The 20,300-nt window shown below is 68.0% G+C and carries 21 protein-coding genes; 10 read left to right on the top strand and 11 right to left on the bottom strand.

Translation table 11 applies throughout. From position 1 onward, the window contains the following. Both trpD and CA951_RS07335 read right to left on the bottom strand, forming a co-directional pair. Entirely contained in the window at positions 1-1,089 is a 1,089-nt protein-coding gene (gene trpD / locus CA951_RS07340) for an anthranilate phosphoribosyltransferase (RefSeq protein WP_087556215.1), read from the bottom strand. A gap of 44 nt (positions 1,090-1,133) precedes the next feature. After that, positions 1,134-1,604: a hypothetical protein gene (locus tag CA951_RS07335; RefSeq protein ID WP_087556214.1), complete on the bottom strand. Its 471-nt coding sequence runs from the start codon at positions 1,602-1,604 to the stop codon at positions 1,134-1,136. Between the two features lie 126 nt (positions 1,605-1,730). Between CA951_RS07335 and CA951_RS07330 the strand changes: the two genes are divergently transcribed. The 4 genes from CA951_RS07330 to CA951_RS07315 all read left to right on the top strand — a co-directional run bounded on the left by CA951_RS07330 (position 1,731) and on the right by CA951_RS07315 (position 6,076). After that, on the top strand, positions 1,731-2,342 hold the full coding sequence (locus tag CA951_RS07330) for a heme-copper oxidase subunit III (protein WP_087556213.1): 612 nt from the start codon (positions 1,731-1,733) through the stop codon (positions 2,340-2,342). A 64-nt stretch (positions 2,343-2,406) separates the two neighbouring features. Continuing rightward, complete coding sequence (locus tag CA951_RS07325) at positions 2,407-3,258, top strand: cytochrome c (RefSeq protein WP_087556212.1); 852 nt, start codon at positions 2,407-2,409, stop codon at positions 3,256-3,258. Then, positions 3,255-4,397 carry a ubiquinol-cytochrome c reductase iron-sulfur subunit gene (locus tag CA951_RS07320; RefSeq protein ID WP_087556211.1) on the top strand — a complete coding sequence of 381 codons (1,143 nt, stop codon included), beginning with the start codon at positions 3,255-3,257 and terminating at the stop codon, positions 4,395-4,397. Before CA951_RS07325 ends, CA951_RS07320 begins: the two co-directional genes overlap by 4 nt. A gap of 29 nt (positions 4,398-4,426) precedes the next feature. Further along, entirely contained in the window at positions 4,427-6,076 is a 1,650-nt protein-coding gene (locus CA951_RS07315) for a cytochrome bc complex cytochrome b subunit (protein WP_087556385.1), read from the top strand. Between the two features lie 2 nt (positions 6,077-6,078). On the opposite strand, the gene CA951_RS07310 is transcribed toward CA951_RS07315, so the two are convergent. Further along, on the bottom strand, positions 6,079-7,029 hold the full coding sequence (locus CA951_RS07310; protein WP_087556210.1) for a DMT family transporter: 951 nt from the start codon (positions 7,027-7,029) through the stop codon (positions 6,079-6,081). Positions 7,030-7,098: 69 nt separating this feature from the next. Here CA951_RS07310 and CA951_RS07305 point away from each other — a divergent pair, with 69 nt between their 5' ends. Further along, complete coding sequence (locus tag CA951_RS07305) at positions 7,099-7,707, top strand: TetR/AcrR family transcriptional regulator (RefSeq protein WP_087556209.1); 609 nt, start codon at positions 7,099-7,101, stop codon at positions 7,705-7,707. A 66-nt stretch (positions 7,708-7,773) separates the two neighbouring features. Here the strand turns inward: CA951_RS07305 and CA951_RS07300 are convergent, their stop codons facing one another. Continuing rightward, positions 7,774-8,190: a cytochrome c oxidase subunit 4 gene (locus CA951_RS07300; RefSeq protein WP_072945453.1), complete on the bottom strand. Its 417-nt coding sequence runs from the start codon at positions 8,188-8,190 to the stop codon at positions 7,774-7,776. Positions 8,191-8,230: 40 nt separating this feature from the next. Then, positions 8,231-9,298 (bottom strand): cytochrome c oxidase subunit II, encoded by a 1,068-nt coding sequence (locus CA951_RS07295; RefSeq protein ID WP_087556208.1) that lies wholly within the window; start codon positions 9,296-9,298, stop codon positions 8,231-8,233. A 272-nt stretch (positions 9,299-9,570) separates the two neighbouring features. On the opposite strand from CA951_RS07295, the gene asnB reads away from it, so the two are divergent. Further along, on the top strand, positions 9,571-11,496 hold the full coding sequence (gene asnB / locus CA951_RS07290) for an asparagine synthase (glutamine-hydrolyzing) (RefSeq protein WP_087556207.1): 1,926 nt from the start codon (positions 9,571-9,573) through the stop codon (positions 11,494-11,496). Positions 11,497-11,565: 69 nt separating this feature from the next. Here the strand turns inward: asnB and CA951_RS07285 are convergent, their stop codons facing one another. From CA951_RS07285 to CA951_RS07275, 3 genes are all read right to left on the bottom strand, one after another. Continuing rightward, positions 11,566-12,540: a carbohydrate kinase family protein gene (locus tag CA951_RS07285; protein ID WP_087556206.1), complete on the bottom strand. Its 975-nt coding sequence runs from the start codon at positions 12,538-12,540 to the stop codon at positions 11,566-11,568. Between the two features lie 178 nt (positions 12,541-12,718). Continuing rightward, on the bottom strand, positions 12,719-13,069 hold the full coding sequence (locus CA951_RS07280) for an iron-sulfur cluster assembly accessory protein (RefSeq protein WP_005247725.1): 351 nt from the start codon (positions 13,067-13,069) through the stop codon (positions 12,719-12,721). Between the two features lie 138 nt (positions 13,070-13,207). Further along, positions 13,208-14,284, bottom strand: coding sequence for a glycerate kinase (locus CA951_RS07275; RefSeq protein ID WP_087556205.1), 1,077 nt, complete (start codon positions 14,282-14,284; stop codon positions 13,208-13,210). Positions 14,285-14,372: 88 nt separating this feature from the next. On the opposite strand from CA951_RS07275, the gene CA951_RS07270 reads away from it, so the two are divergent. Continuing rightward, positions 14,373-15,029, top strand: a complete 657-nt coding sequence (locus CA951_RS07270) for a DUF3043 domain-containing protein (protein WP_087556204.1) — start codon at positions 14,373-14,375, stop codon at positions 15,027-15,029. 3 nt (positions 15,030-15,032) lie between these two features. Here CA951_RS07270 and CA951_RS07265 read toward each other — a convergent pair whose 3' ends face one another. Further along, positions 15,033-15,248: a hypothetical protein gene (locus CA951_RS07265; protein ID WP_087556203.1), complete on the bottom strand. Its 216-nt coding sequence runs from the start codon at positions 15,246-15,248 to the stop codon at positions 15,033-15,035. A gap of 100 nt (positions 15,249-15,348) precedes the next feature. Between CA951_RS07265 and cobU the strand changes: the two genes are divergently transcribed. The 3 genes from cobU to CA951_RS07250 are packed head-to-tail and all read left to right on the top strand — an operon-like array spanning position 15,349 to position 17,875. Further along, positions 15,349-15,993 carry a bifunctional adenosylcobinamide kinase/adenosylcobinamide-phosphate guanylyltransferase gene (cobU, locus tag CA951_RS07260; protein ID WP_087556202.1) on the top strand — a complete coding sequence of 215 codons (645 nt, stop codon included), beginning with the start codon at positions 15,349-15,351 and terminating at the stop codon, positions 15,991-15,993. After that, positions 15,990-17,132, top strand: a complete 1,143-nt coding sequence (gene cobT, locus CA951_RS07255; RefSeq protein WP_087556201.1) for a nicotinate-nucleotide--dimethylbenzimidazole phosphoribosyltransferase — start codon at positions 15,990-15,992, stop codon at positions 17,130-17,132. Before cobU ends, cobT begins: the two co-directional genes overlap by 4 nt. A gap of 2 nt (positions 17,133-17,134) precedes the next feature. Further along, positions 17,135-17,875 carry an adenosylcobinamide-GDP ribazoletransferase gene (locus CA951_RS07250; RefSeq protein WP_087556200.1) on the top strand — a complete coding sequence of 247 codons (741 nt, stop codon included), beginning with the start codon at positions 17,135-17,137 and terminating at the stop codon, positions 17,873-17,875. A 43-nt stretch (positions 17,876-17,918) separates the two neighbouring features. Here CA951_RS07250 and CA951_RS07245 read toward each other — a convergent pair whose 3' ends face one another. Both CA951_RS07245 and gcvT read right to left on the bottom strand, forming a co-directional pair. Continuing rightward, positions 17,919-19,022 (bottom strand): branched-chain amino acid aminotransferase, encoded by a 1,104-nt coding sequence (locus CA951_RS07245; RefSeq protein WP_087556199.1) that lies wholly within the window; start codon positions 19,020-19,022, stop codon positions 17,919-17,921. A 63-nt stretch (positions 19,023-19,085) separates the two neighbouring features. Continuing rightward, the gene (gcvT, locus tag CA951_RS07240) at positions 19,086-20,186 is read right to left on the bottom strand and encodes a glycine cleavage system aminomethyltransferase GcvT (RefSeq protein ID WP_087556198.1); all 1,101 of its coding nucleotides are present in this window, start codon (positions 20,184-20,186) and stop codon (positions 19,086-19,088) included. Between the last annotated feature and the right edge of the window lie 114 nt (positions 20,187-20,300).

Genomic DNA, 20,300 nt, shown 5'->3' with positions numbered 1-20,300 from the left:
CTATTTGCTGGTGGCCAGGCCCGACGTGAGTTCGGCCCACCGCCCGAGCAGCGTCGCGGCCGCTCCACTGTCGATGGACTGCGCCGCCGTCGAGAGCCCGTCCGACAGTCCGTCTTCGAGCGTGCGGCCGGCGAGTCCCCGGAACGCGGCGATCGCCGCCGCGGCGTTGAGCAGGACCGCGTCGCGGACGGGCCCGGTCTCACCCGCGAGGAGTCGCCGCGCCACCGCCGCGTTCACGTCGGCGTCGCCGCCGCGCAGTTCGTCGAGCGACACCCGCGCGATCCCGATGTCGCGGGGGTCGAACTGACGGGTGGTCACCGATCCGTCGGCGACGATGTGAACGGTCGACGTGGTCGACGTCGTCAATTCGTCCAGACCGTCGTCGCCGCGCACCACCAGCGCCGAATTACCGCGCTGCGCGAGCACACCGGCCACCACCGAGATCAGGCCCGGGAAGGCGCAGCCGATGAGGCCCGCCCGCGGACGTGCCGGGTTGGTGAGCGGACCGAGCACGTTGAAGACGGTCGGGATGCCGATCTCCTTGCGGGGCGCGCCCGCGAACCGCAGCGCGGGGTGGAACACCGGCGCGAAGCAGAAGCCGATGCCGACCTCCTGCACGCAGCGGGCCACCTCGTCGGGGCCGAGATTGATCTTGACGCCGAGCGCCTCGAGGACGTCCGCCCCACCGCTCTTGGAGGACGCCGCCCGGTTCCCGTGCTTGACGACGCGGATGCCGGACGCCGCGACCACGAGTGACGCCATCGTGGAGATGTTCACCGTGTTCGATCGGTCACCGCCGGTGCCGACGATGTCGACGACGTCGTCGTCGACGGGGACCCTGCGTGCGTGCCCGAGCATCGAGTCCGCCAGGCCGCGCAACTCGTCCGGGGTCTCGCCCTTCATCTTCAGGGCGACGCCGAATGCCGCGATCTGCGCGGACGTGGCGTTGTCGGACATGATCTCGTCCATCGCCCACTTCGCGTCGTCCACCGCGAGGTCACGTCCGTCGGTGAGCGCACCGAGGACCGACGGCCAGGTGCGTGCAGGCAGCACACCGTCGTTGGTCCCCTGAGCAGTCGGGCTCTGCATCGTCGTGTCCCCTTGTACTAGTGGCGGATCCGATCCCTGGCAGCCTAGTCACCGGGCGGATCGGACTCGCGCGCCGGTTGCGTCGCGTCCCATCCGTCGACCGAGCCCCCGAGCCGCTGGGCCAGCCCGGCCATCCTCGACCGTTCCTGGGAGCAGTGCAGGGCATCGAGGACCTGGACCCGCTGCAGCACGAGTTCGACGGTCGCACCGTCCTCGGCGGCGGATGCCTGCCCGTCCGGATGCTGCGGCCGGTACCCGTCCTGGGCGGCGATCGACACGGCGTCGGCCACCGAGGACGCAGGCAGCCGCAAATGGTGCCGCAGTACCGCTTCCGCGTCGGCGTCCCACCGCGGATCCTCGGTGGCGGCACGGTCGAGCGCGGTCGAGCACGCCTCGACGTCGTCGAAGCTCGAGGCGACGACCACGAGGTCGGGCCGATCCTGATCGAGAGGGGTCTGCTTCCGACTTCCGAACAGTCGCCGCAGCCACCCCGTACTGTTGTCTCCAGAGCGCATGACTCCACCCTTTCACGGTCCGCGACCAGGCTGTCAGCAGGGAGAATCGGACAAGCGGGGCGCCTCGGCGCGCCGAGGGTGGACCCGGGTAGTCGTCTCTTACGACGAAGCGTCATACTTCTGTCTGTGACGAGCGCAGTAGGGACTTCAGGATCAGCAATCACCCAACGCGTGCACTCGCTGAACCGACCTAACATGGTCAGCGTTGGCACCATCGTGTGGTTGTCAAGTGAGCTCATGTTCTTCGCAGGGCTCTTCGCCATGTATTTCGTGGCGCGATCGCAGGCGAATGGAAACTGGCCGCCGGAGCCGACCGAGCTGAACCTGTTCCTGGCCGTGCCGGTGACGCTGGTGCTGATCGCCTCGTCGTTCACCTGCCAGATGGGCGTCTTCGCAGCGGAGCGCGGCGACGTCTTCGGCCTCCGCCGGTGGTACCTCCTCACGTTGGCGATGGGCACCTTCTTCGTCCTCGGACAGGGATACGAGTACATCCACCTCATCGAAGAGGGCACCTCCATCTCGAGCAGCGTGTACGGCTCGGTGTTCTACATGACCACCGGCTTCCACGGCATGCACGTGATCGGCGGCCTCATCGCGTTCGTGTTCCTGATCGCCCGCACCAAGGTCAGCAAGTTCACGCCCGCCCAGGCCACCGCCGCCATCGTCGTCTCGTACTACTGGCACTTCGTCGACATCGTGTGGATCGCCCTGTTTGCCACGATCTATTTCATCCGTTGATCAGCTGAACGCCCCAGGCAGCCCCCTGACGTCCAGTCCGTCCCGACATACCAAAGGGATACAGATGAGTTCATCCCCCCCTCCCGCATCCGACACCACAGCGTCTGCCGCCAAGGCACGCCGCCAGCGGAAGCTCCGCAGGCGCGCCATGGGCGCCCTGGTCCTGATGATGGGACTGGTCAGCGCCGGTTTCCTCGCGTCCGCGTTGACGCCGACCCCGCAGGTGGCCACCGCCTCCGATGATCAGGCAGCACTGATCCGCGAGGGCAAGCAGTTGTACGACACCTCGTGCATCACGTGCCACGGCGCGAACCTGCAGGGTGTGCAGGACCGCGGCCCCAGCCTGATCGGTGTCGGCGAGGCCGCCGTGTACTTCCAGGTGTCGTCGGGACGTATGCCCGCATCGCGCAACGAGGCCCAGGTCGAGCGCAAGCCCGTCAAGTTCGACGCCGAGCAGACGGACGCCATCGGCGCGTACGTCCAGGCCAACGGCGGCGGCCCCACGGTCATTCGCGACGAGAACGGCGAAGTCGCCCAGTCTTCGCTGCGCGGCGGCGACATCGGACGCGGCAGCGAGCTGTTCCGTCTCAACTGCGCGTCCTGCCACAACTTCACCGGACGCGGCGGTGCGCTGTCGTCCGGTAAGTACGCGCCGGTCCTCGACCCGGCCAACGAGCAGCAGATCTATACCGCGATGGTCACCGGTCCGCAGAACATGCCCAAGTTCTCGGATCGTCAGCTGACCCTCGAGGAGAAGAAGGACATCATCGCCTACATCAAGTCGTCGGGCGAGACGAAGCAGCCCGGTGGCTACGGACTCGGCGGCATCGGTCCCGCCTCCGAGGGCTTGGCCATGTGGGTCGTCGGAATCATCGCTGTCGTCGGTGCAGCACTGTGGATCGGAGCAAGGTCATGAGCGACGCTGGCCAGCCGGGCGGCGCCACGCCAAAGAAGTACACGGATGCAGAACTCGAGAACCTGAGCCGCGACGACCTGGTCGAGCTCGGCACGAATCTCGACCACGTCGATGTCGCGTTCCGCCGCAACCGCTGGGCGGTTCCGGGAACGAAGGCCGAGAAGCGCGCCGAGCGGTCGGTCGCGTTCTGGTTCGCGCTCTCCGGCATCTCCGCGATCGCGTTCATCGCGATCTATCTCTTCTGGCCCTGGGAGTACGCGGGCTCCGGCGAGGAGCACTACTCGGCGTACAGCCTGTACACGCCGCTGATCGGCCTCACCATGGGTCTGGCCATCCTCGGCCTCGGTGTCGGCGCGGTGCAGTTCACCAAGAAGTTCATCCCCGAAGAGGTGTCCATCCAGGACCGCCACGACGGTGGATCGTCCGAGGTCGATCGCAAGACGATCGTCGCGGAACTCGGCGACTCGTTCGACACGTCGACGCTGGGACGCCGCAAGCTCCTCAAGCGCACCCTGATCTTCGGTGGCGGTGCCCTCGGCATCATGTCCGTCATGCCGCTCGGTGGTCTGATCAAGAACCCGTGGGCCAAGCGCGACGACTCCCCGCTGTGGGTGTCGGGATGGACCCCCCGCTACGAGGGCGAAACCATCTACCTGCGCCGCGACACCGGTCGTCCCGAGGACGTCGTCCTGGTTCGCCCGGAAGACTTGGACGCCGGCGCCATGGAAACGGTGTTCCCCTTCCGTGAGTCCGATCGCGGCGACCACGACGCACTGCTCGAGGCGCTGCGCGGCATCCGTAACGCGACGATGCTCATCCGCCTCCGCACGGAGGACGCGGCAAACGTCACCAAGCGCAAGGGCCAGGAGAGCTTCAACTACGGCGACTACTTCGCCTTCTCGAAGATCTGCACCCACCTCGGCTGCCCCACCTCCCTGTACGAGCAGCAGACCAACCGAATCCTCTGCCCGTGCCACCAGTCGCAGTTCGATGCGCTGACCTACGGAAAGCCGATTTTCGGTCCGGCCGCTCGTGCACTTCCGCAGTTGCCTATTACAGTGAACGAAGAGGGTTTCCTAGTCACAACGGGTGACTACATCGAAGCTCTCGGCCCGGCATTTTGGGAGCGTCGACCGTGACCGACAACAAACCGTCCAAACTGAGCGCGATGGCCACAGGCCAGGCGGAAGCGATGGACTCGCGCTACCACCTCGCAGCGGGAATGCGGCGGCAGATCAACAAGGTCTTCCCCACCCACTGGTCGTTCCTGCTCGGCGAGATCGCGCTGTACAGCTTCGTCATCCTGCTGATCTCCGGTGTCTACCTGACCCTGTTCTTCGACCCGTCGATGGCGCACGTCGTCTACAACGGTGCGTACGAGCCCCTGCGCGGCGTCACGATGTCCCGCGCGTACGAGACCACGCTGAACATTTCGTTCGAGGTTCGCGGCGGTCTGTTCGTCCGTCAGATCCACCACTGGGCTGCGCTGATGTTCGCGGCGTCGATCGTCGTGCACCTGCTGCGCATCTTCTTCACCGGCGCCTTCCGGCGTCCGCGTGAGGCCAACTGGGTCATCGGCTGCCTGCTGCTGATCCTGGCAATGTTCGAGGGATTCTTCGGCTACACCATCCCCGACGACCTGCTGTCCGGCACCGGCCTGCGCGCCGCGTTCTCCGGCATCACGTTGAGCATCCCGATCGCAGGCACCTGGATGCACTGGCTGATCTTCGGCGGCGACTTCCCCGGCGACCTGATCATCCCCCGCCTGTACGTCGCGCACGTCCTGCTGTTCCCGGGCATCATCCTCGCCCTGATCGCCGGTCACCTCGCGCTCGTCTGGTACCAGAAGCACACGCAGTTCCCCGGCCCCGGCCGCACGGAAACCAACGTCGTCGGTGTGCGCATCCTCCCGGTGTTCGCCGTCAAGTCGGGTGCGTTCTTCGCGATCACGTTCGGTGTCCTCGCCGTCATGGGTGGCGTGCTGCAGATCAACCCGGTCTGGACCATCGGCCCCTACAACCCGTCGCAGGTGTCGGCAGGTTCGCAGCCCGACATCTACATGATGTGGACGGACGGCCTGGCTCGTCTGTGGCCGGCATGGGACGTCTACCTGTTCAACCGCTACACCATCCCGTCGGTGTTCGCCGTCGCGTTGATCATGGGTCTGGTGTTCACGGTCCTGATCGCCTACCCGTGGATCGAGAAGCGTCTGACCAAGGACGATGCTCACCACAACCTGCTGCAGCGTCCGCGCGACGTTCCGGTGCGTACCGCGATCGGTGCGATGGCGATCGCGTTCTACGCCGTCCTGACGATCTCCTGCATCAACGACATCATCGCGTACCACCTGAGCATCTCCCTGAACGCGATGACGTGGATCGGCCGTATCGGCATGGTGCTGCTGCCTCCGATCGCCTTCTTCGTGGCCTACCGGTTCTGCCTGGGTCTCCAGCGCAGCGACCGTGAGGTTCTCGAGCACGGCATCGAGACCGGCATCATCAAGCGGATGCCGAACGGTCAGTACATCGAGATCCACCAGCCGCTCGGCCCGGTCGACGACCACGGTCACCCGATCCCGCTCGAGTACCAGGGTGCGACCGTCCCGAAGAAGATGAACAAGCTCGGTTCCGCCGGCAAGCCCGGGTCCGGCAGCCTCGTCACGGCCGACCCGGTCGAGGAGAGCCTGGCCCTCGAGCACGCCCTGCACCACGGCGAGCACGAGCAACTCACGATGCTGCGGGAGTACCAGGACCGTGCCCACGGCAACGGTTCGTCGGCGTCCGGCAACGGATCGTCCGGCAACGGCGAGGCGCACTAGCCTCACCTCCGCAACCGAGCAGAGCCCCGAACCACTTCCGGTTCGGGGCTCTGCTCGTCTGTCCGGGCCGTGCGCGCTCCCCTCCCCCGCGGCTGCCCACGGAACACGAGCACGACCGCCCCGAGACCGAGGACAAGTCCGAGCGCGGTGAGAACCCCGAACGGCTCGCCGAACATCACGGCTCCCCAGATCGCCGTCACCGGCGCCATCAGAAACATCAGGGCATTGACCCGCGTGATTCCGCTCCGGCGCAGCACGAGCCAGTACAGGCCGTAGCCGCCGACCGTGGACAGGACGATCAGCCACGCCACCGACCACCAGAACGGTGCCGCCGCGGGCGGCGACAGCTTTCCCGCGCACGCGGCGAGGGCGGTGAACAGCACGGCGCTGGTCGCGCAGTGCACCGTGAGGGCCACGGCGGGGTCGGTGTCGTCCGGTGAACGGCTCTCCACGAACGTCGCGGCCACCAGCGACAGCATCCCGGCGAACGGCACGAGGTACGCCCACCACGCCACGCCGGAGACCGAGGTGGCGTCGCCGGCGGTGACGATCACGACACCCGTCAGTCCGAGCAGCAGCCCCCACCATTGCCTGGCCACGATGTTCTGATTGAGCAGTGGGCCTGCCAGCACGGCGACGACCAGGGGCTGGGTGCCGTCGATCAGTGCGGTGGTGCCGGTCGAGACGCCGAGTCCGATCGCCTGGTAGACGGTCAGCAGGTACCCGGTCTGCGACAGCGCGCCCACCACCACCCCGCGGCGGACCGCACGGAATCCGACTCCCCGCCACCGGGTGCGGTGGAACAGCGCCGCACCCACGGCGAGTGCGACGGCCAATGGGAGGAACCGCCAGGTGAGCACTGTGAGCGGGTCCGCGTCCCCGGCGCCGAGTTTGGCCCCGATGAACCCGGAACTCCAGCACAGGACGAACATCACGGCGAACGCCACGTTCACGACAGACCACCACCCAGGTATACAGATCGGTTTACTTCCCGAAAGTACACCGATCTGTATACTTTTGTCATGGAGTCTGTGCAGGCACCGCAGCGCATCACGCTGACGCCGGGCGCGCGGCGGGTGCTCGCCGCGGCGGGCACGCTGTTCTACGAGCGGGGCATCCACGCGGTCGGCGTCGATCTCATCGCAGCCGAGGCCGGCGTCACGAAGAAGACGCTCTACGACCGTTTCGGTTCGAAGGAACAGATCGTGGTCGAGTACCTCGCCGACCGGGACGAGCGGTGGCGGGCGTTTCTCGCAGACCACCTCGACACCGTCGGCGACTCACCCGAACAACGGCTGACGGCGATCTTCGACGCGTCCCGGGAATGGACCGCGGAGAACAGCGCAAAGGGGTGCAGCATGGTCAACGCGCACGCGGAGATCAGCGACCCGTCACATCCGGCGTACGCGATCATCATCGGCCAGAAGCGGTGGATGCTCGACCTGTTCACCGGCGTGTGCCGGGACGCAGCGGTGCCCGATCCGGAGACACTCGCGCGCACCGTCCTGCTGCTTCACGAGGGCGCCCTGGTCGCGCACGGGTTGCAAGTGTTCCCCGATGCGGTGCGACTCGCGTCCGAACAGGCCACCGCCCTCCTCGCCGCGGCGGCCGCCCGGAACCGCCAAGGCTGACGACGAAAAGCGGAGGCGCCGAACCCCAGAGGGATTCGGCGCCTCCGCCGTCACATCAGGTGTGGACTAGTGCTTCTCGGGCCCGACGTAGTACTCGAAGACGAGACCCGCGGCGGCGGCCAGCACGGCAACCACGGCGACCACCAGCATCCACGGCTGGAAGAACGCCATCGAGACTGCGACGAACGCGGCCGCGGCGGCGAGCAGGATCGGCCAGTAGCTACCGGGGCTGAAGAAGCCCAGGTCGCCTGCGCCGTCGGCGATCTCTGCATCCTCGTAGTCCTCGGGACGAGTGTCGAGGCGACGGGCGACGAACCGGAAGTACGTTCCGATGATCAGCGTCAGTCCCGCCGACAGGCAGATGCCCGTCAGACCCGCCCACTCGATACCGGTTCGTGAAACGGCGGTGAAGACGCCGTAGACGATCGCGACGAGAATGAAGAATACCGTCAGGATCTCGAAGAGCTTGGCTTCGATCTTCATATCAGCACTTGTCCTTGGTCAGTGAGTATCAGCAGCAGGTTCAGTTACCTTCGACACCGCTCGCCTGCTTGTAGCCGCGGTCGGTGGTGAAGGGAGACGTCGACGTCGCGACAGGGGACTCGCCGATGGCCTGCAGAGCCTCCGCCGTGGTCAGATCCCGGCCGCCCTCGCTCGCCGGCTTGCGCAACTCGACGTACTGCGCGAACTTGTCCGGGCTCACGGCGCGAACCTCGAAGTTCATCATCGCGTGGAACGTGCCGCACATTTCGGCGCAGCGCCCGACGAAGGCACCTTCCTTCTCGATCTCACTGATCTGGAAGACGTTGTCGGAGTGGTTCTCCTTGGGGTTCGGGTTCACGTCGCGCTTGAATAGGAACTCCGGCACCCAGAACGCGTGGATGACATCGGCCGAGGCCAGTTCGAACTGGATCCGCTTGCCGGTCGGCAGGACGAGGATCGGGATCTCGTTGCTCGAACCGACCGTCTCGATCTTGTCGTAGTGCAGGTAGGACAGGTCCTGGGGGACCTTGCCGTGGATCGGTCCGGGCAGGGCGTGCTCACCCTCGCCCTCCGCCTTGGGCGCCGATGCAGCCTCGACGGCGGCCTGCGCCTCCTGGTCGACTCCGTCGTACAGGCCGCCACCCTCACCGAGATCGATGGAGCGGTAGCCGAACTTCCAGTTCCACTGGTATGCAGTGACATCCACCACAACGTTGGGGTTGTCCTTTTTCTCGAGGACATGGTTCTGCACGACCACCGTGAAGTAGAACAGCACCGCGATGATGACGAACGGAACCGCGGTGTACGCCAACTCCAGCGGCACGTTGTATGCCGTCTGACGCGGGAACTCGGGTGAGTCCTTCTTCTTGCGGTGGAAGATCACCGCCCAGAAGGTGAGTCCCCACACCAGCACACCCATGACGAGGGCGGCGATGACCGACCAGGTCCACAGTTCACGCATGCGGTGCGCCTGCGGGGTTACGCCCGAAGGCCACCCGAAACGAAGCACCTCGTTGTCGATTGAACAACCCGACAGCAGCAAGGCAGCAATGCCCAAAGATACTGCCAACCCTGCCCGCCGAAGGATCCGACCTTGCGCCACGTTCACGCCTTCCTGATCGCCGCAAATTCCACTAGGGCACACCCGATGGGAAGGCCCAATTACTACGCAGCGTAGACCAAAGGTGGCGGCTCTCCATCCTCGGGTCGGGCGATGTGTCGCTGTCGTTGCCGCGGCGGTGCCGGTGTTCGGGTCGCGGCGGTGCCTGCGACGGCCCGAACCGGACGCTTCGGCAATCTGCGGCATACTTTCCGGCAGAGATCCATGACCCCTCCACCTCGTGGAGCCTTCCAAGATTCTGAATTGAGGTACCGGACGCTGTGTGCGGACTGCTCGGGCTACTGACCTCTGGAGAAACCAGCGACAACGCCGTCTCACAGGTCGACCAGGCGATGCACTGCCTGCGGCACCGTGGGCCGGACGAGCACGGGACCTGGCACGACGACCACCTCGTCTTCGGGTTCAATCGGCTGTCGATCATCGACATCGAACACTCCCACCAGCCGCTGCGGTGGGGTCCGGCGGAGAATCCGGAACGCTACGCGCTGACGTTCAACGGCGAGATCTACAACTACCTCGAGGTGCGGGCCGAACTCACCGAGCAGTTCGGCGCGCAGTTCGTCACCGAAGGCGACAGCGAGGCCATCGTCGCCGCGTTCCACTACTGGGGTGAAGATGCCGTCCGCCGCCTGCGCGGCATGTTCGCGTTCGCGATCTGGGACACCGAGACGCGGGAATTGTTCATCGCCCGCGATCCGTTCGGCATCAAGCCGCTGTTCCTGGCGACGGGCACCGGCGGCACCGCTTTCGGCAGCGAGAAGAAGAGCCTGCTGGAACTGGCGAGCCTGATCGGCATCGGCACCGAACTCGATCCGCGTGCGGTCGAGCACTACACCGTCCTCCAATACGTGCCGGAGCCGGAAACGCTCCACAAGCAGATCCGCCGGCTCGAGTCCGGGTGCTTCGCGCGGGTGCGCCCGGGTGAAGAACCCGTGATCACCCGCTATTTCGCACCTGCGTTCCCGGTGCGTCCGTTCGCCGCGGGCACCGAGCAGGCCCGGTACCGCGAGATCGCGGAGGCGCTCGAGGACTCGGTCGCCAAGCACATGCGCGCCGATGTGACGGTCGGCTCGTTCCTGTCGGGCGGCATCGACTCGACGGCCATCGCGGCGCTCGCCATGCGCCACAACCCGAACCTGATCACGTTCACCACCGGTTTCGAGCGTGAGGGCTACTCCGAGGTCGACGTCGCGGCCGAATCCGCCGAGGCCATCGGCGCACGCCACGTGGTGAAGGTGGTCAGTCCCGCCGAGTTCGCCGCCGCCATCCCCGAGATCGTGTGGTACCTCGACGACCCGGTCGCCGACCCCGCGCTGGTTCCGCTGTGGTTCGTGGCGAAGGAGGCACGCAAGCACGTCAAGGTCGTGCTGTCCGGTGAGGGCGCCGACGAACTGTTCGGCGGCTACACCATCTACCGCGAGCCGATCTCGCTGAAGCCGTTCGAGTACCTGCCCAAGGGGCTGCGGAGGGCCGCCGGGAAGCTGTCCGAGCGCATCCCCGACGGCACCCGCGGCAAGAGCCTGCTCAACCGCGGTTCGCTGACCCTCGAGGAGCGGTACTACGGCAACGCGCGCAGCTTCAACGACGCGCAGTTGCGCGCCGTCCTGCGCGACTTCCGGCCCGAGTGGACGCACCGCGACGTCACCGACCCGATCTACGCGCAGTCCCAGGGGTGGGATCCGGTGGCCCGGATGCAGCACCTGGACCTGTTCACGTGGTTGCGCGGCGACATCCTGGTCAAGGCCGACAAGATGACGATGGCCAATTCGCTCGAACTGCGGGTGCCGTTCCTCGATCCGGAGGTCTTCGAGGTGGCGTCACGGGTGCCGCTGGATCAGAAGATCACCAAAAGCACCACCAAGTACGCCCTGCGTCAGGCGCTGGAGGGGATCGTCCCCGGGCACGTGCTCCACCGCGCGAAGCTGGGCTTCCCGGTGCCGTTGCGGCACTGGCTGCGCGGCACCGAACTGTTCGACTGGGCGCATGAGCAGATCGCGGCCTCGGGCACCGATCACCTGCTCGACAAGGCCGCGATCACGAAGATGCTGAACGATCACCGGGACGGCGTGTCCGACCACAGCCGCCGCCTGTGGACCGTGCTGATCTTCATGGTCTGGCACGGCATCTTCGTGGAGAACCGCATCGTCCCGGAGATCGCCGAGCCGGCGTACCCGGTCTCGATCTAGGCGCTTCGCGCCCGTGCGCCTTTTTGGTAGCTCCCACTGCCAAAAAGGCGCACGAGCGGCGGAGCCGCCTTACGGCAGAATCGCGGCGATCTCGTCCGCGGCGGCGGAGCCGTAGGCATCCGCGAGGCGCTTGACAGCCTCGTCGCGGTCGAACGTCCATTCCTGGGTTCCGGTCGTCTCCAGCACCAGCACGGCCACCAGCGACCCCAGCTGTGCGGAGCGTTCGAAGCTCAGGCCTGCGCTGTGCGCGAGGAGGAATCCGGCACGGAAGCCGTCACCGACACCGGTCGGGTCGACCTTGGCCTTCTCCGGGACGACGGCGACCCGGGTCCGGTTGCCCTCGGCGTCGACGATCTCCACACCCTTGGAGCCGAGCGTCGTGACGCGGACGCCGACCTGCGCGCGGATCTCCTCTTCGGACAGTCCGGTCTTCTGCTGCAGCAGTCCCCACTCGTACTCGTTCGTGAACAGGTATTTCGCGCCGCGAATCAGCGCCGCAGCCTCCTCGCCGTTCAGGCGCGCGAGTTGCTGCGACGGGTCGGCGGCGAACGGGATGTCCTGTCGGCGGCATTCCTCGGTGTGGCGGATCATCGCCTCGGGGTCGTTGGCGCCGATCAGGACCAGTTCGAGCGTGTCGGCGTCCGGTGCGATGGCGGACAGCTGGATCTCGCGGGCCTCGCTCATCGCCCCGGGATAGAACGAGGCGATCTGCGCCATGTCCTCGTCGGTGGTGCACACGAAACGCGCGGTGTGCGCGGTGGTCGAGATCCGGACGGCGGTGCAGTCGACACCGTTGCCCTCGAGCCACTGGCGGTAGTCCGCGAAGTCGGCTCCGACAGCGCCCACCAGCAGCGGGGAACCACCGAGCACACCCATGGCGTAGGCGATGTTGCCGCCCACTCCCCCGCGCCGCACTACGAGATCGTCGACCAGGAAGCTCAACGAGATGTGGCTGAGCTGATCGGCGAGCAGTTGCTCGGCGAACCGGCCCGGAAACCGCATCAGGTGGTCGGTGGCGATGGAACCGGTTACCGCAATTGTCACGGGCGGATGCCTTTCGGTGAGTTCGGTCGGGATTTCTCACCGTACCCCGGCGTACCACCATGTTCGGTCGGCAGCACGAGGACGCGGGACGGCGAGGTCGGGCACGAAAAAAGTCTGACGCGGCAGCCGGTCGGCGCCGCGTCAGACTTGTCGATTCAGTTGTACTTCGGCCCGGGACTCAGTTGAAGGAGTCGCCGCAGGCGCACGAACCGGTCGCGTTGGGGTTGTCGATGGTGAAACCCTGCTTCTCGATGGTGTCGACGAAGTCGATCGAGGCACCCTCGACGTACGGCGCGCTCATCCGGTCCACCGCGAGGGCGACGCCACCGAAGTCCACGATCAGGTCGCCGTCCAGGTTGCGGTCGTCGAAGAACAGCTGGTAACGCAGTCCTGCGCAGCCGCCGGGTTGCACGGCGATACGCAGTGCGAGGTCGTCACGACCTTCCTGATCGAGCAGCGCCTTCGCCTTGGCGGACGCGGCTTCGGTCATCTTGACGCCGTGGACGGCGGTCTCGTTCTGCACAGTCATGGGCTCTCCCTGTAGTTCGTAACAAACCCGTGAACGCTTCAACGGTACTCCGCGCCCGACTTATTCCCGGGTTCCATTCGCTGCGGCAGCGTCCGCAGATCGATCCACGTCCATGGTATCCGACGCCGGGGTTTCGGGTTACTGCCGTGCGGCTGCGCCGTCCCATCCGCGGGCCGCGGCGGCGGCGAGGTCTCTCAGCTGCGCGTATGCGTCCGACATCGCGAGTTCGACCGACCCGGCGTGATCCACCAGGGACAGCGCGTCGTCGATGCCGGCGCGGTCCAGATCGGCCGTGTCGAGGAGCACCTGCCCGGCCAGGACGAGCGTCGCGATGGCCCGCCTGCGGGCCGCGGCGGCGAGCGCGATCACGAGTTTGCCGCGCAGCGACTGCTGGTCGAGCCGACCTTCGCCGGTGATCACGAGCTGCGCGGAGGCGAGTTGCCGGTCCTGCCGGGTGCGCTGGGCGACCACGTGGGCGCCGGATTCGCGGGTGCCGCCGAGCGCGAGCAGCGCGGCGCCGATGCCACCCGCGGCTCCGGCGCCGGCCTCGGCCGCGACGTCCCGGGCGGTCGCCCGATGCAGTTGCGCGGCCCACGCGGTGTTCCGGTCCTCGAGGAAGGCGACGGTGCCGGGGTCGGCACCCTTCTGCGGTCCGAACACGCGGGCAGCGCCGTGCTCGCCGAGCAACGGGTGTTCGACGTCGGTCGCGGCCACCAGTTCCACCGCGCGCAGCCGAGCGACGGCGGCGTCCGCACTGCCGAATCCCTCCGCGAGGGATTCGACGAGGCCGCGGCCTCCGTCGGTGCAGCTGCTGCCGCCGAGACCGACGACGATTCTGCGGGCTCCGGCGTCGAGGGCCGCCACCACGAGCTGCCCGACGCCTCGGCTGTGCGCGTCTCGGGCGGTGCGGGGCGTCGGCGGTCCGCCGAGCAGTCCGAGTCCGCAGGCCTGAGCGGATTCGAGGTAGGCGTCGGTGCCGTCGAGGAGCCAGCGGGCGGGGATGTCGACGCCGAGGGGCCCTTCCACCACCGTGGTCCGGACGGTGCCGCCCGCAGCGGCGACCACGTCGACGAAGCCGGGGCCGCCGTCGGACTGCGGGGCCTCGATCAGCTGGTCGTCGGGGCGCACCGCCGACCATCCCGCCGCGATGGCGGCGGCCGCCTCGACGGCGGTCAGCGTTTCACCGAAGGAGTCCGGCGCGATCAACACTCGCATCGGCGAAGTGTATGGCGACGGGCGCGACCCGGCATTTCGATGTGAGGGCGGTTTTCCACTCACCGGCGTCTTCCCATAGTCTGGAAGGGTGAAATTGCTACGCCGCGGTGATTCGGACAATTCAGACAAGCGGGACGTCGAGGTCGCCGAGTCGTCCACGGCCCAGGAGGCGGAGTCCGTCGAGCAGGCAGGCAAGGGCCGCCCGACCCCCAAGCGACGTGACGCAGAGTCGAAGCGCCGCGGACCGGTCGCGCCCGCACCCCTGACCGCGAAAGAGGCCCGGGCCCGCAAGAAGGCGACCCGCGGCAGTAAGGAAGAGCGCAAGGTTGCCGCGGCGGAGCGACGCGCCACCGCCGCGGAGCGGCGCACCCGAATGCTCGCCGGCGAGGACAAGTACCTCCTCCCCCGCGACAAGGGTCCCGTCCGCGCGTACGTCCGGGACATCGTCGACGCCCGACGCAACCTGGTCGGCCTGTTCATGCCACTGGCGCTCGTGCTCATCATGGCGATGTTCGTCAGCCCCGCGCTGCAAGCGATCGTGACCCTCGCCATGCTCATCATGATGATGTTCATGGCCATCGAGGGCGTCTGGCTGGGCCGCAAGATCAACAACCAGGTGCGGGAACGCTTCCCGGACACCCCCGACGGCGGTTTCAAGCTCGGCTGGTACGCGTTCGTGCGGGCGTCGCAGATCCGCAAGCTGCGGGCCCCCAAGCCGCGCGTGCGGCCCGGCGACGCCATCTGACGATCAGTTGTGGGGCGCGCGGTGCGTCTCGGCGAGCAGCCGCCCCAGTTCGGCGTCGCGGTCGCGCGACAGGTCCGTCAAGGGATCGGCAGGCCGGAAGAAGTTGTCGCGGTAGCTGTTCCGCAGTCGCGGGTGGAGTGGACCCAGGTGCCGACCGGCGTATGTCACGGCCGCTTGCAGCACGAGGAGAAGTGCAACGAGGACGAGGAATTCGGTCATGGCTGAAATTCTCTTCCCGCCCACTTCCCGCCAACAGTGGCGGAATTGACGTTCTTCGTCAAAATACTGCCACGTCGGCGGGTTGGTAGCGTTTCCGTCCGTGCCCATCGCCGATCCCCGGGACCACCCGGGTCACCCGAACCAGCCCACGCGAACGCTGGTACTCGGCGGGGCACGCTCCGGTAAATCCGCGCACGCCGAGGAACTGACCCAGGCGCTGGCCGGGGCAGGCCGGGTGCGCTACGTCGCGACCAGCCACCGCGACCCCGACGACCAGGACTGGGAGCACCGGGTCGCCGAGCACCGTGACCGGCGCCCCGACAGCTGGCTCACCGTGGAAACCGCGCACCGCCGCGACCTCGCCGATCACCTGCGTTCCCCCACCGACGCGGCGGCCACCCTCGTCGACGACCTCGGCACCTGGCTCACCGTCGAACTCGACGGCGCCGCAGCCTGGGATTCGCCGCGGGGCACCATCGGCCCCCGCGCGGACGACCTCGTCGCGAGCGTCCGCGACTACCGCGGGGCGCTCGTGCTGGTGACCCCCGAGGTGGGACTCGGCGTCATCCCCGAGACCCGGTCCGGTCGCCTGTTCCGCGACGAGATCGGCGCCCTCAACGCGCGACTCGCGCAGGTCTGCGATCGCGTGGTCCTCGTCGTGGCCGGCCTGACCATGACTCTGAAAGACGATCCCGCACGCGCATCGTGCGGGGCAGACTCCACTCGAGCGAGAGGCCAAGCGTGACCAGCGAGTCCGTGAGCACCGACCCCGGTCGGTTCGACCCCGTCACCCCACCCGACGAAGGGATTCGCGCGCAGGCCGAGGCCCGCCAGCTTCAGCTCACCAAACCAGCCGGATCGCTCGGACGTCTCGAGACGCTCGCATGCTGGGCGTCGGCCTGCCAGGGCGTCTGCCCGCCCGCCCCGTTCGCACGGGCACGGGTGGTGGTGTTCGCCGGCGACCACGGCGTGGCACGGACCGGCGTCTCCGCGTATCCGCCCGAGGTGACGGCCCAGATGGTCGCCAACTTCGTCGGCGGCGGGGCGGCCGTCAACGCTCTCGCGAACCGGGCGGGCGCGAGCGTCCGCGTCGTCGACCTGTCGGTGGACGGCGACACGGATCCGTCGGTGTCCACGTTCAAGATTCGGCGCTCGTCGGGTGCGATCGATCGCGAGGACGCGCTCACGCACGAAGAGACCCTGAAGGCCATCGAGGCCGGGCGGTCGATCGCCGACTCCGAAATCGATTCCGGCGCAGACCTGTTGATCGCCGGCGACATGGGAATCGGCAACACCACGCCGGCCACCGTCCTCATCGCCGCGCTGACGGACACCGAACCGGTCGCGGCCGTCGGACGGGGTACCGGTGTCGACGACGCCGGCTGGATCCGGAAGACGGCGGCGATCCGCGACGCGATGCGCCGCGCCCGGCCGGTGCTCCGGGACACGGTGGCACTGCTGCGCACGGTGTCGGGCGCCGACCTCGCCGCGATGGCCGGGTTCCTCGCGCAGGCCTCCGCGCGCAAGACCCCGGTGATCCTCGACGGCGTCGTCGTGACGGCGGCCGCGATGGTCGCGGAGGAATTGGCGCCCGGCGCCCGCGCGTGGTGGCTGGCCGGCCACCGTTCCACGGAACCGGCCCACACGATCGCGCTGAAGCATCTGCAACTCGACCCGCTCCTCGAACTCGACATGCGACTCGGCGAGGGGTCCGGCGCCGTCACCGCGCTGCCGATCCTGCAGGGGGCCGTCGCGACGCTCGCGGAGATGGCCACGTTTGCGGAGGCCGGGGTCAGCACCCGCGACGCCGAAGACGACTCCGGCTCCGACACCGGGACCGACTCCGGCACCGGGACCGATTCCGCCACCGATACCGCGGGCTGACCGTGACGGGCGTGCTGCTCGCGTTCTCCTGGCTGACGGTCCTCCCCGTGCGCGGACCGGATTCCGTCGACCGCGCGGCCGGCCGCCGCGCGATCCGGGCGGCACCGGTGACGGGCATCGCGCTGGGCGCCCTGGCCGCCGGGTTGCTGTGGGTGCTCGTGTCCGCCGGTCTCGATCCCGCCCTCGCCGGCCTGGTGACGGTCGGGGCGCACGCCCTCGCCACCCGCGGCATGCACATCGACGGACTGTCCGACACCGTCGACGGACTCGGCTGCTACGGGCCGCCGGAGCGGGCGCGGGCCGTGATGCACAGCGGCGGCGCGGGCCCGTTCGGAGTGTGCGCCCTGGTGATCTGCCTGGGCGCGCAGGGACTGGCATTCGGATCTCTCGCCGCCACAGGACAGTTCGCGTGTGTGGCCGTCGCCGTGGCGGCGGGGCGGGTGGCGGTCGTGTTCGCCTGCCGCCGCGGAATCCCCGCGTCCTCCACGGAAGGTTTCGGCGCGCTGGTCGCCGAAACCCAGTCACCGTGGACCGGTCTCGCCTGGACCGTCCCGCTGCTCGCGGCGGCCGCATGGTGCACGTCGCCGTGGTGGCAGGGACCGGTCGTCGTGGCGACTGCACTGGCACTCATCGCACTGCTGGTGGCCCACTGCGTCCGGCGATTCGCCGGCCTGAACGGTGACGTGCTCGGAGCCGCGCTCGAGATCACCGTCACCCTGTCGGCGATCGGTCTCGCTTTCTGACCGACCGCCGAAACGGCTCAGCGCAGTCGACCGCCGACACGGCTCAGCGCAGTTTGGTCATCCAGCCGTGAGTGTCGGCGAACGTTCCCCGCTGAATTCCGGTCAGCGTGTCGCGTAGGGCCATGGTGACCTCGCCGGGCTCGCCGTCGGCGATCGTGAATTCACCTTCGGCGGACTTGACCCTGCCGACGGGCGTGATGACCGCCGCCGTTCCGCATGCGAACACCTCGGTGATCTCGCCGGACTTCGTCTTGGTGCGCCATTCGTCCGTGCTGATCCGCCGCTCCTCGACCGCGAAACCGGCGTCGATCGCGAGGGTCAGCAGCGAATTGCGGGTGATCCCCGGCAGCAGCGAACCGGACAGGGACGGCGTCACGAGGCGGGCGTCGGATCCGGAGCCGAACACGAAGAACAGGTTCATGCCGCCCATTTCCTCGACGTACGACCGCTCGATGGCGTCGAGCCACACCACCTGGTCGCAGCCCTCGTCGGCGGCCTGCGCCTGCGCGAGGAGCGACGCCGCGTAGTTGCCGGCGAACTTGGCGGCACCGGTGCCGCCGGGTGCGGCCCGGACGTACTCCGTCGACAGCCACACGCTGACCGGCTTCACTCCCCGCGGGAAGTACGCGCCCGCGGGCGAGGCGATCAGCAGGTAGCGGTACTCGTCGGCCGGACGCACACCGAGACCGGCCTCGGTGGAGAACATGAACGGGCGCAGGTACAGCGCGTCCTCACCACCGGCCGCGGGCACCCATTCGTGATCGAGCTCGAGCAGTTCGGTGATCGACTTGACGAACAACTCCTCCGGCAGCTCGGGCATCGCGAGACGGCGAGCCGACGTCGCGAGCCGCTCGGCGTTCGCCTCGATACGGAACGTCGAGATGCCGCCGTCGGGCTGCCGGTAGACTTTCAGTCCCTCGAAGATGGCCTGCCCGTAGTGCAGGACCATCGCGGCCGGGTCGAGCTGCAGCGGCCCGTACGGCTCCACCTTCGCGTCGTGCCAGCCGAGCTCGGTGGAGTAGGTGATCGACGCCATGTGGTCCGTGAAGTACCGGCCGAATCCGGGCGCCGCCAGTATCTCTCGCCGTACCTCGTCGGAGGTGGGGGCGGGATGCGGGACGCGAACGAACTCGGTGACACCTGTCATGCCCGTGATCTTATCGAACGCCTTCCGCCGCCCCGCCGCCGACAGGTCGTCCGCGACAGGTGCTTACTTGGTGTTGATCTCCACGAACGGCGGAGACACCACCTCGGCGCGCAGCGAACGTCCCCGGACGTCCACGGAGATCTCGTCTCCGGCCGACACCCCGGACCCGGAATCGAGCAGCGCCAGCGCGATCCCGACCTTGAGCGTGGGCGAGAACGTGCCCGACGTCGTCTCGCCGATCGACTCGCCGTCGCGGAGCACGGTCTGACCGGCGCGCAGGACCCCGCGGTCCAGCGCCTTGATGCCCCACAGCTTGCGGGCAGGGCCGGACGCCTTCTCGTCGGCGAGAGTCTCCTTGCCCCAGAACTTCGGCTTCTTCCAGCCGATCGCCCAGCCGCATCGCGCCTCGAGCGGGGAGATCTCCAGCGACAACTCGTGCCCGTGCAGCGGGTACCCCATCTCGGTACGCAACGTGTCCCGGGCGCCGAGACCGGCGACCTGGCCGCCGTGCGCGCGAACCTGCTCGACCGCCGCCCGGAACAGCTTCTCGCTGTCCTCCCAGCGTGGCAGCAGTTCGAACCCGATCTCGCCGGTGTACCCGCTGCGGCAGACACGGACGGGAACGCCGTCCCAGGTGGTGTCCGCGAAGGCCATGTAGTCGATGTCGGTGGGCAGGCCGAGCGCGGTGAGCACCTCCACCGACTTCGGGCCCTGCACGGCGATCACGCCGAAGTCCCGGTGCTGGTCCTCCACCGTGATCCCGTCGGGCGCCGCGGCGGCCAGCGCCGCGACCACGTCCGCGGTGTTGGCGGCATTCGGGACGAGGAACACCTCGTCCGGGCCCACGTAATAGGCGATCAGATCGTCGATCACCCCACCCGACGGCGTGCAGCACAGCGTGTACTGCGCCTTGCCGGGGCCGATCTTGTCGAGGTCGTTGGTCAGCGCCGAGTTCACGAAGGCGGCGGCGCCGCTGCCCCGCACGAGGGCCTTGCCGAGGTGGCTGACGTCGAACACTCCGACCGATTCGCGGACCGCGGTGTGCTCGGCGACGGTGCCGGCATACGACACGGGCATCTCCCAGCCGCCGAACGGAGCGAACGTGGCCCCGAGTTCGACGTGGACGGCGTGGACGGGCCCCTGCGACAACTGCTCCTCGGTCATGCGCCTCAACCTATCGGACCTCCGGGTAGCCGCGCACCGGGTAGCCGGCGGCGACGGAGCACTACCATCGGGACCGACGTCGGCCACCCGACACCACCCGCCCCCCACCGCTGC

It is taken from the genome of Rhodococcus sp. NCIMB 12038 (assembly GCF_002165735.1).
Taxonomy (GTDB): domain Bacteria; phylum Actinomycetota; class Actinomycetes; order Mycobacteriales; family Mycobacteriaceae; genus Rhodococcus_F.
This window is presented reverse-complemented; position numbering and strand designations above follow the sequence as displayed.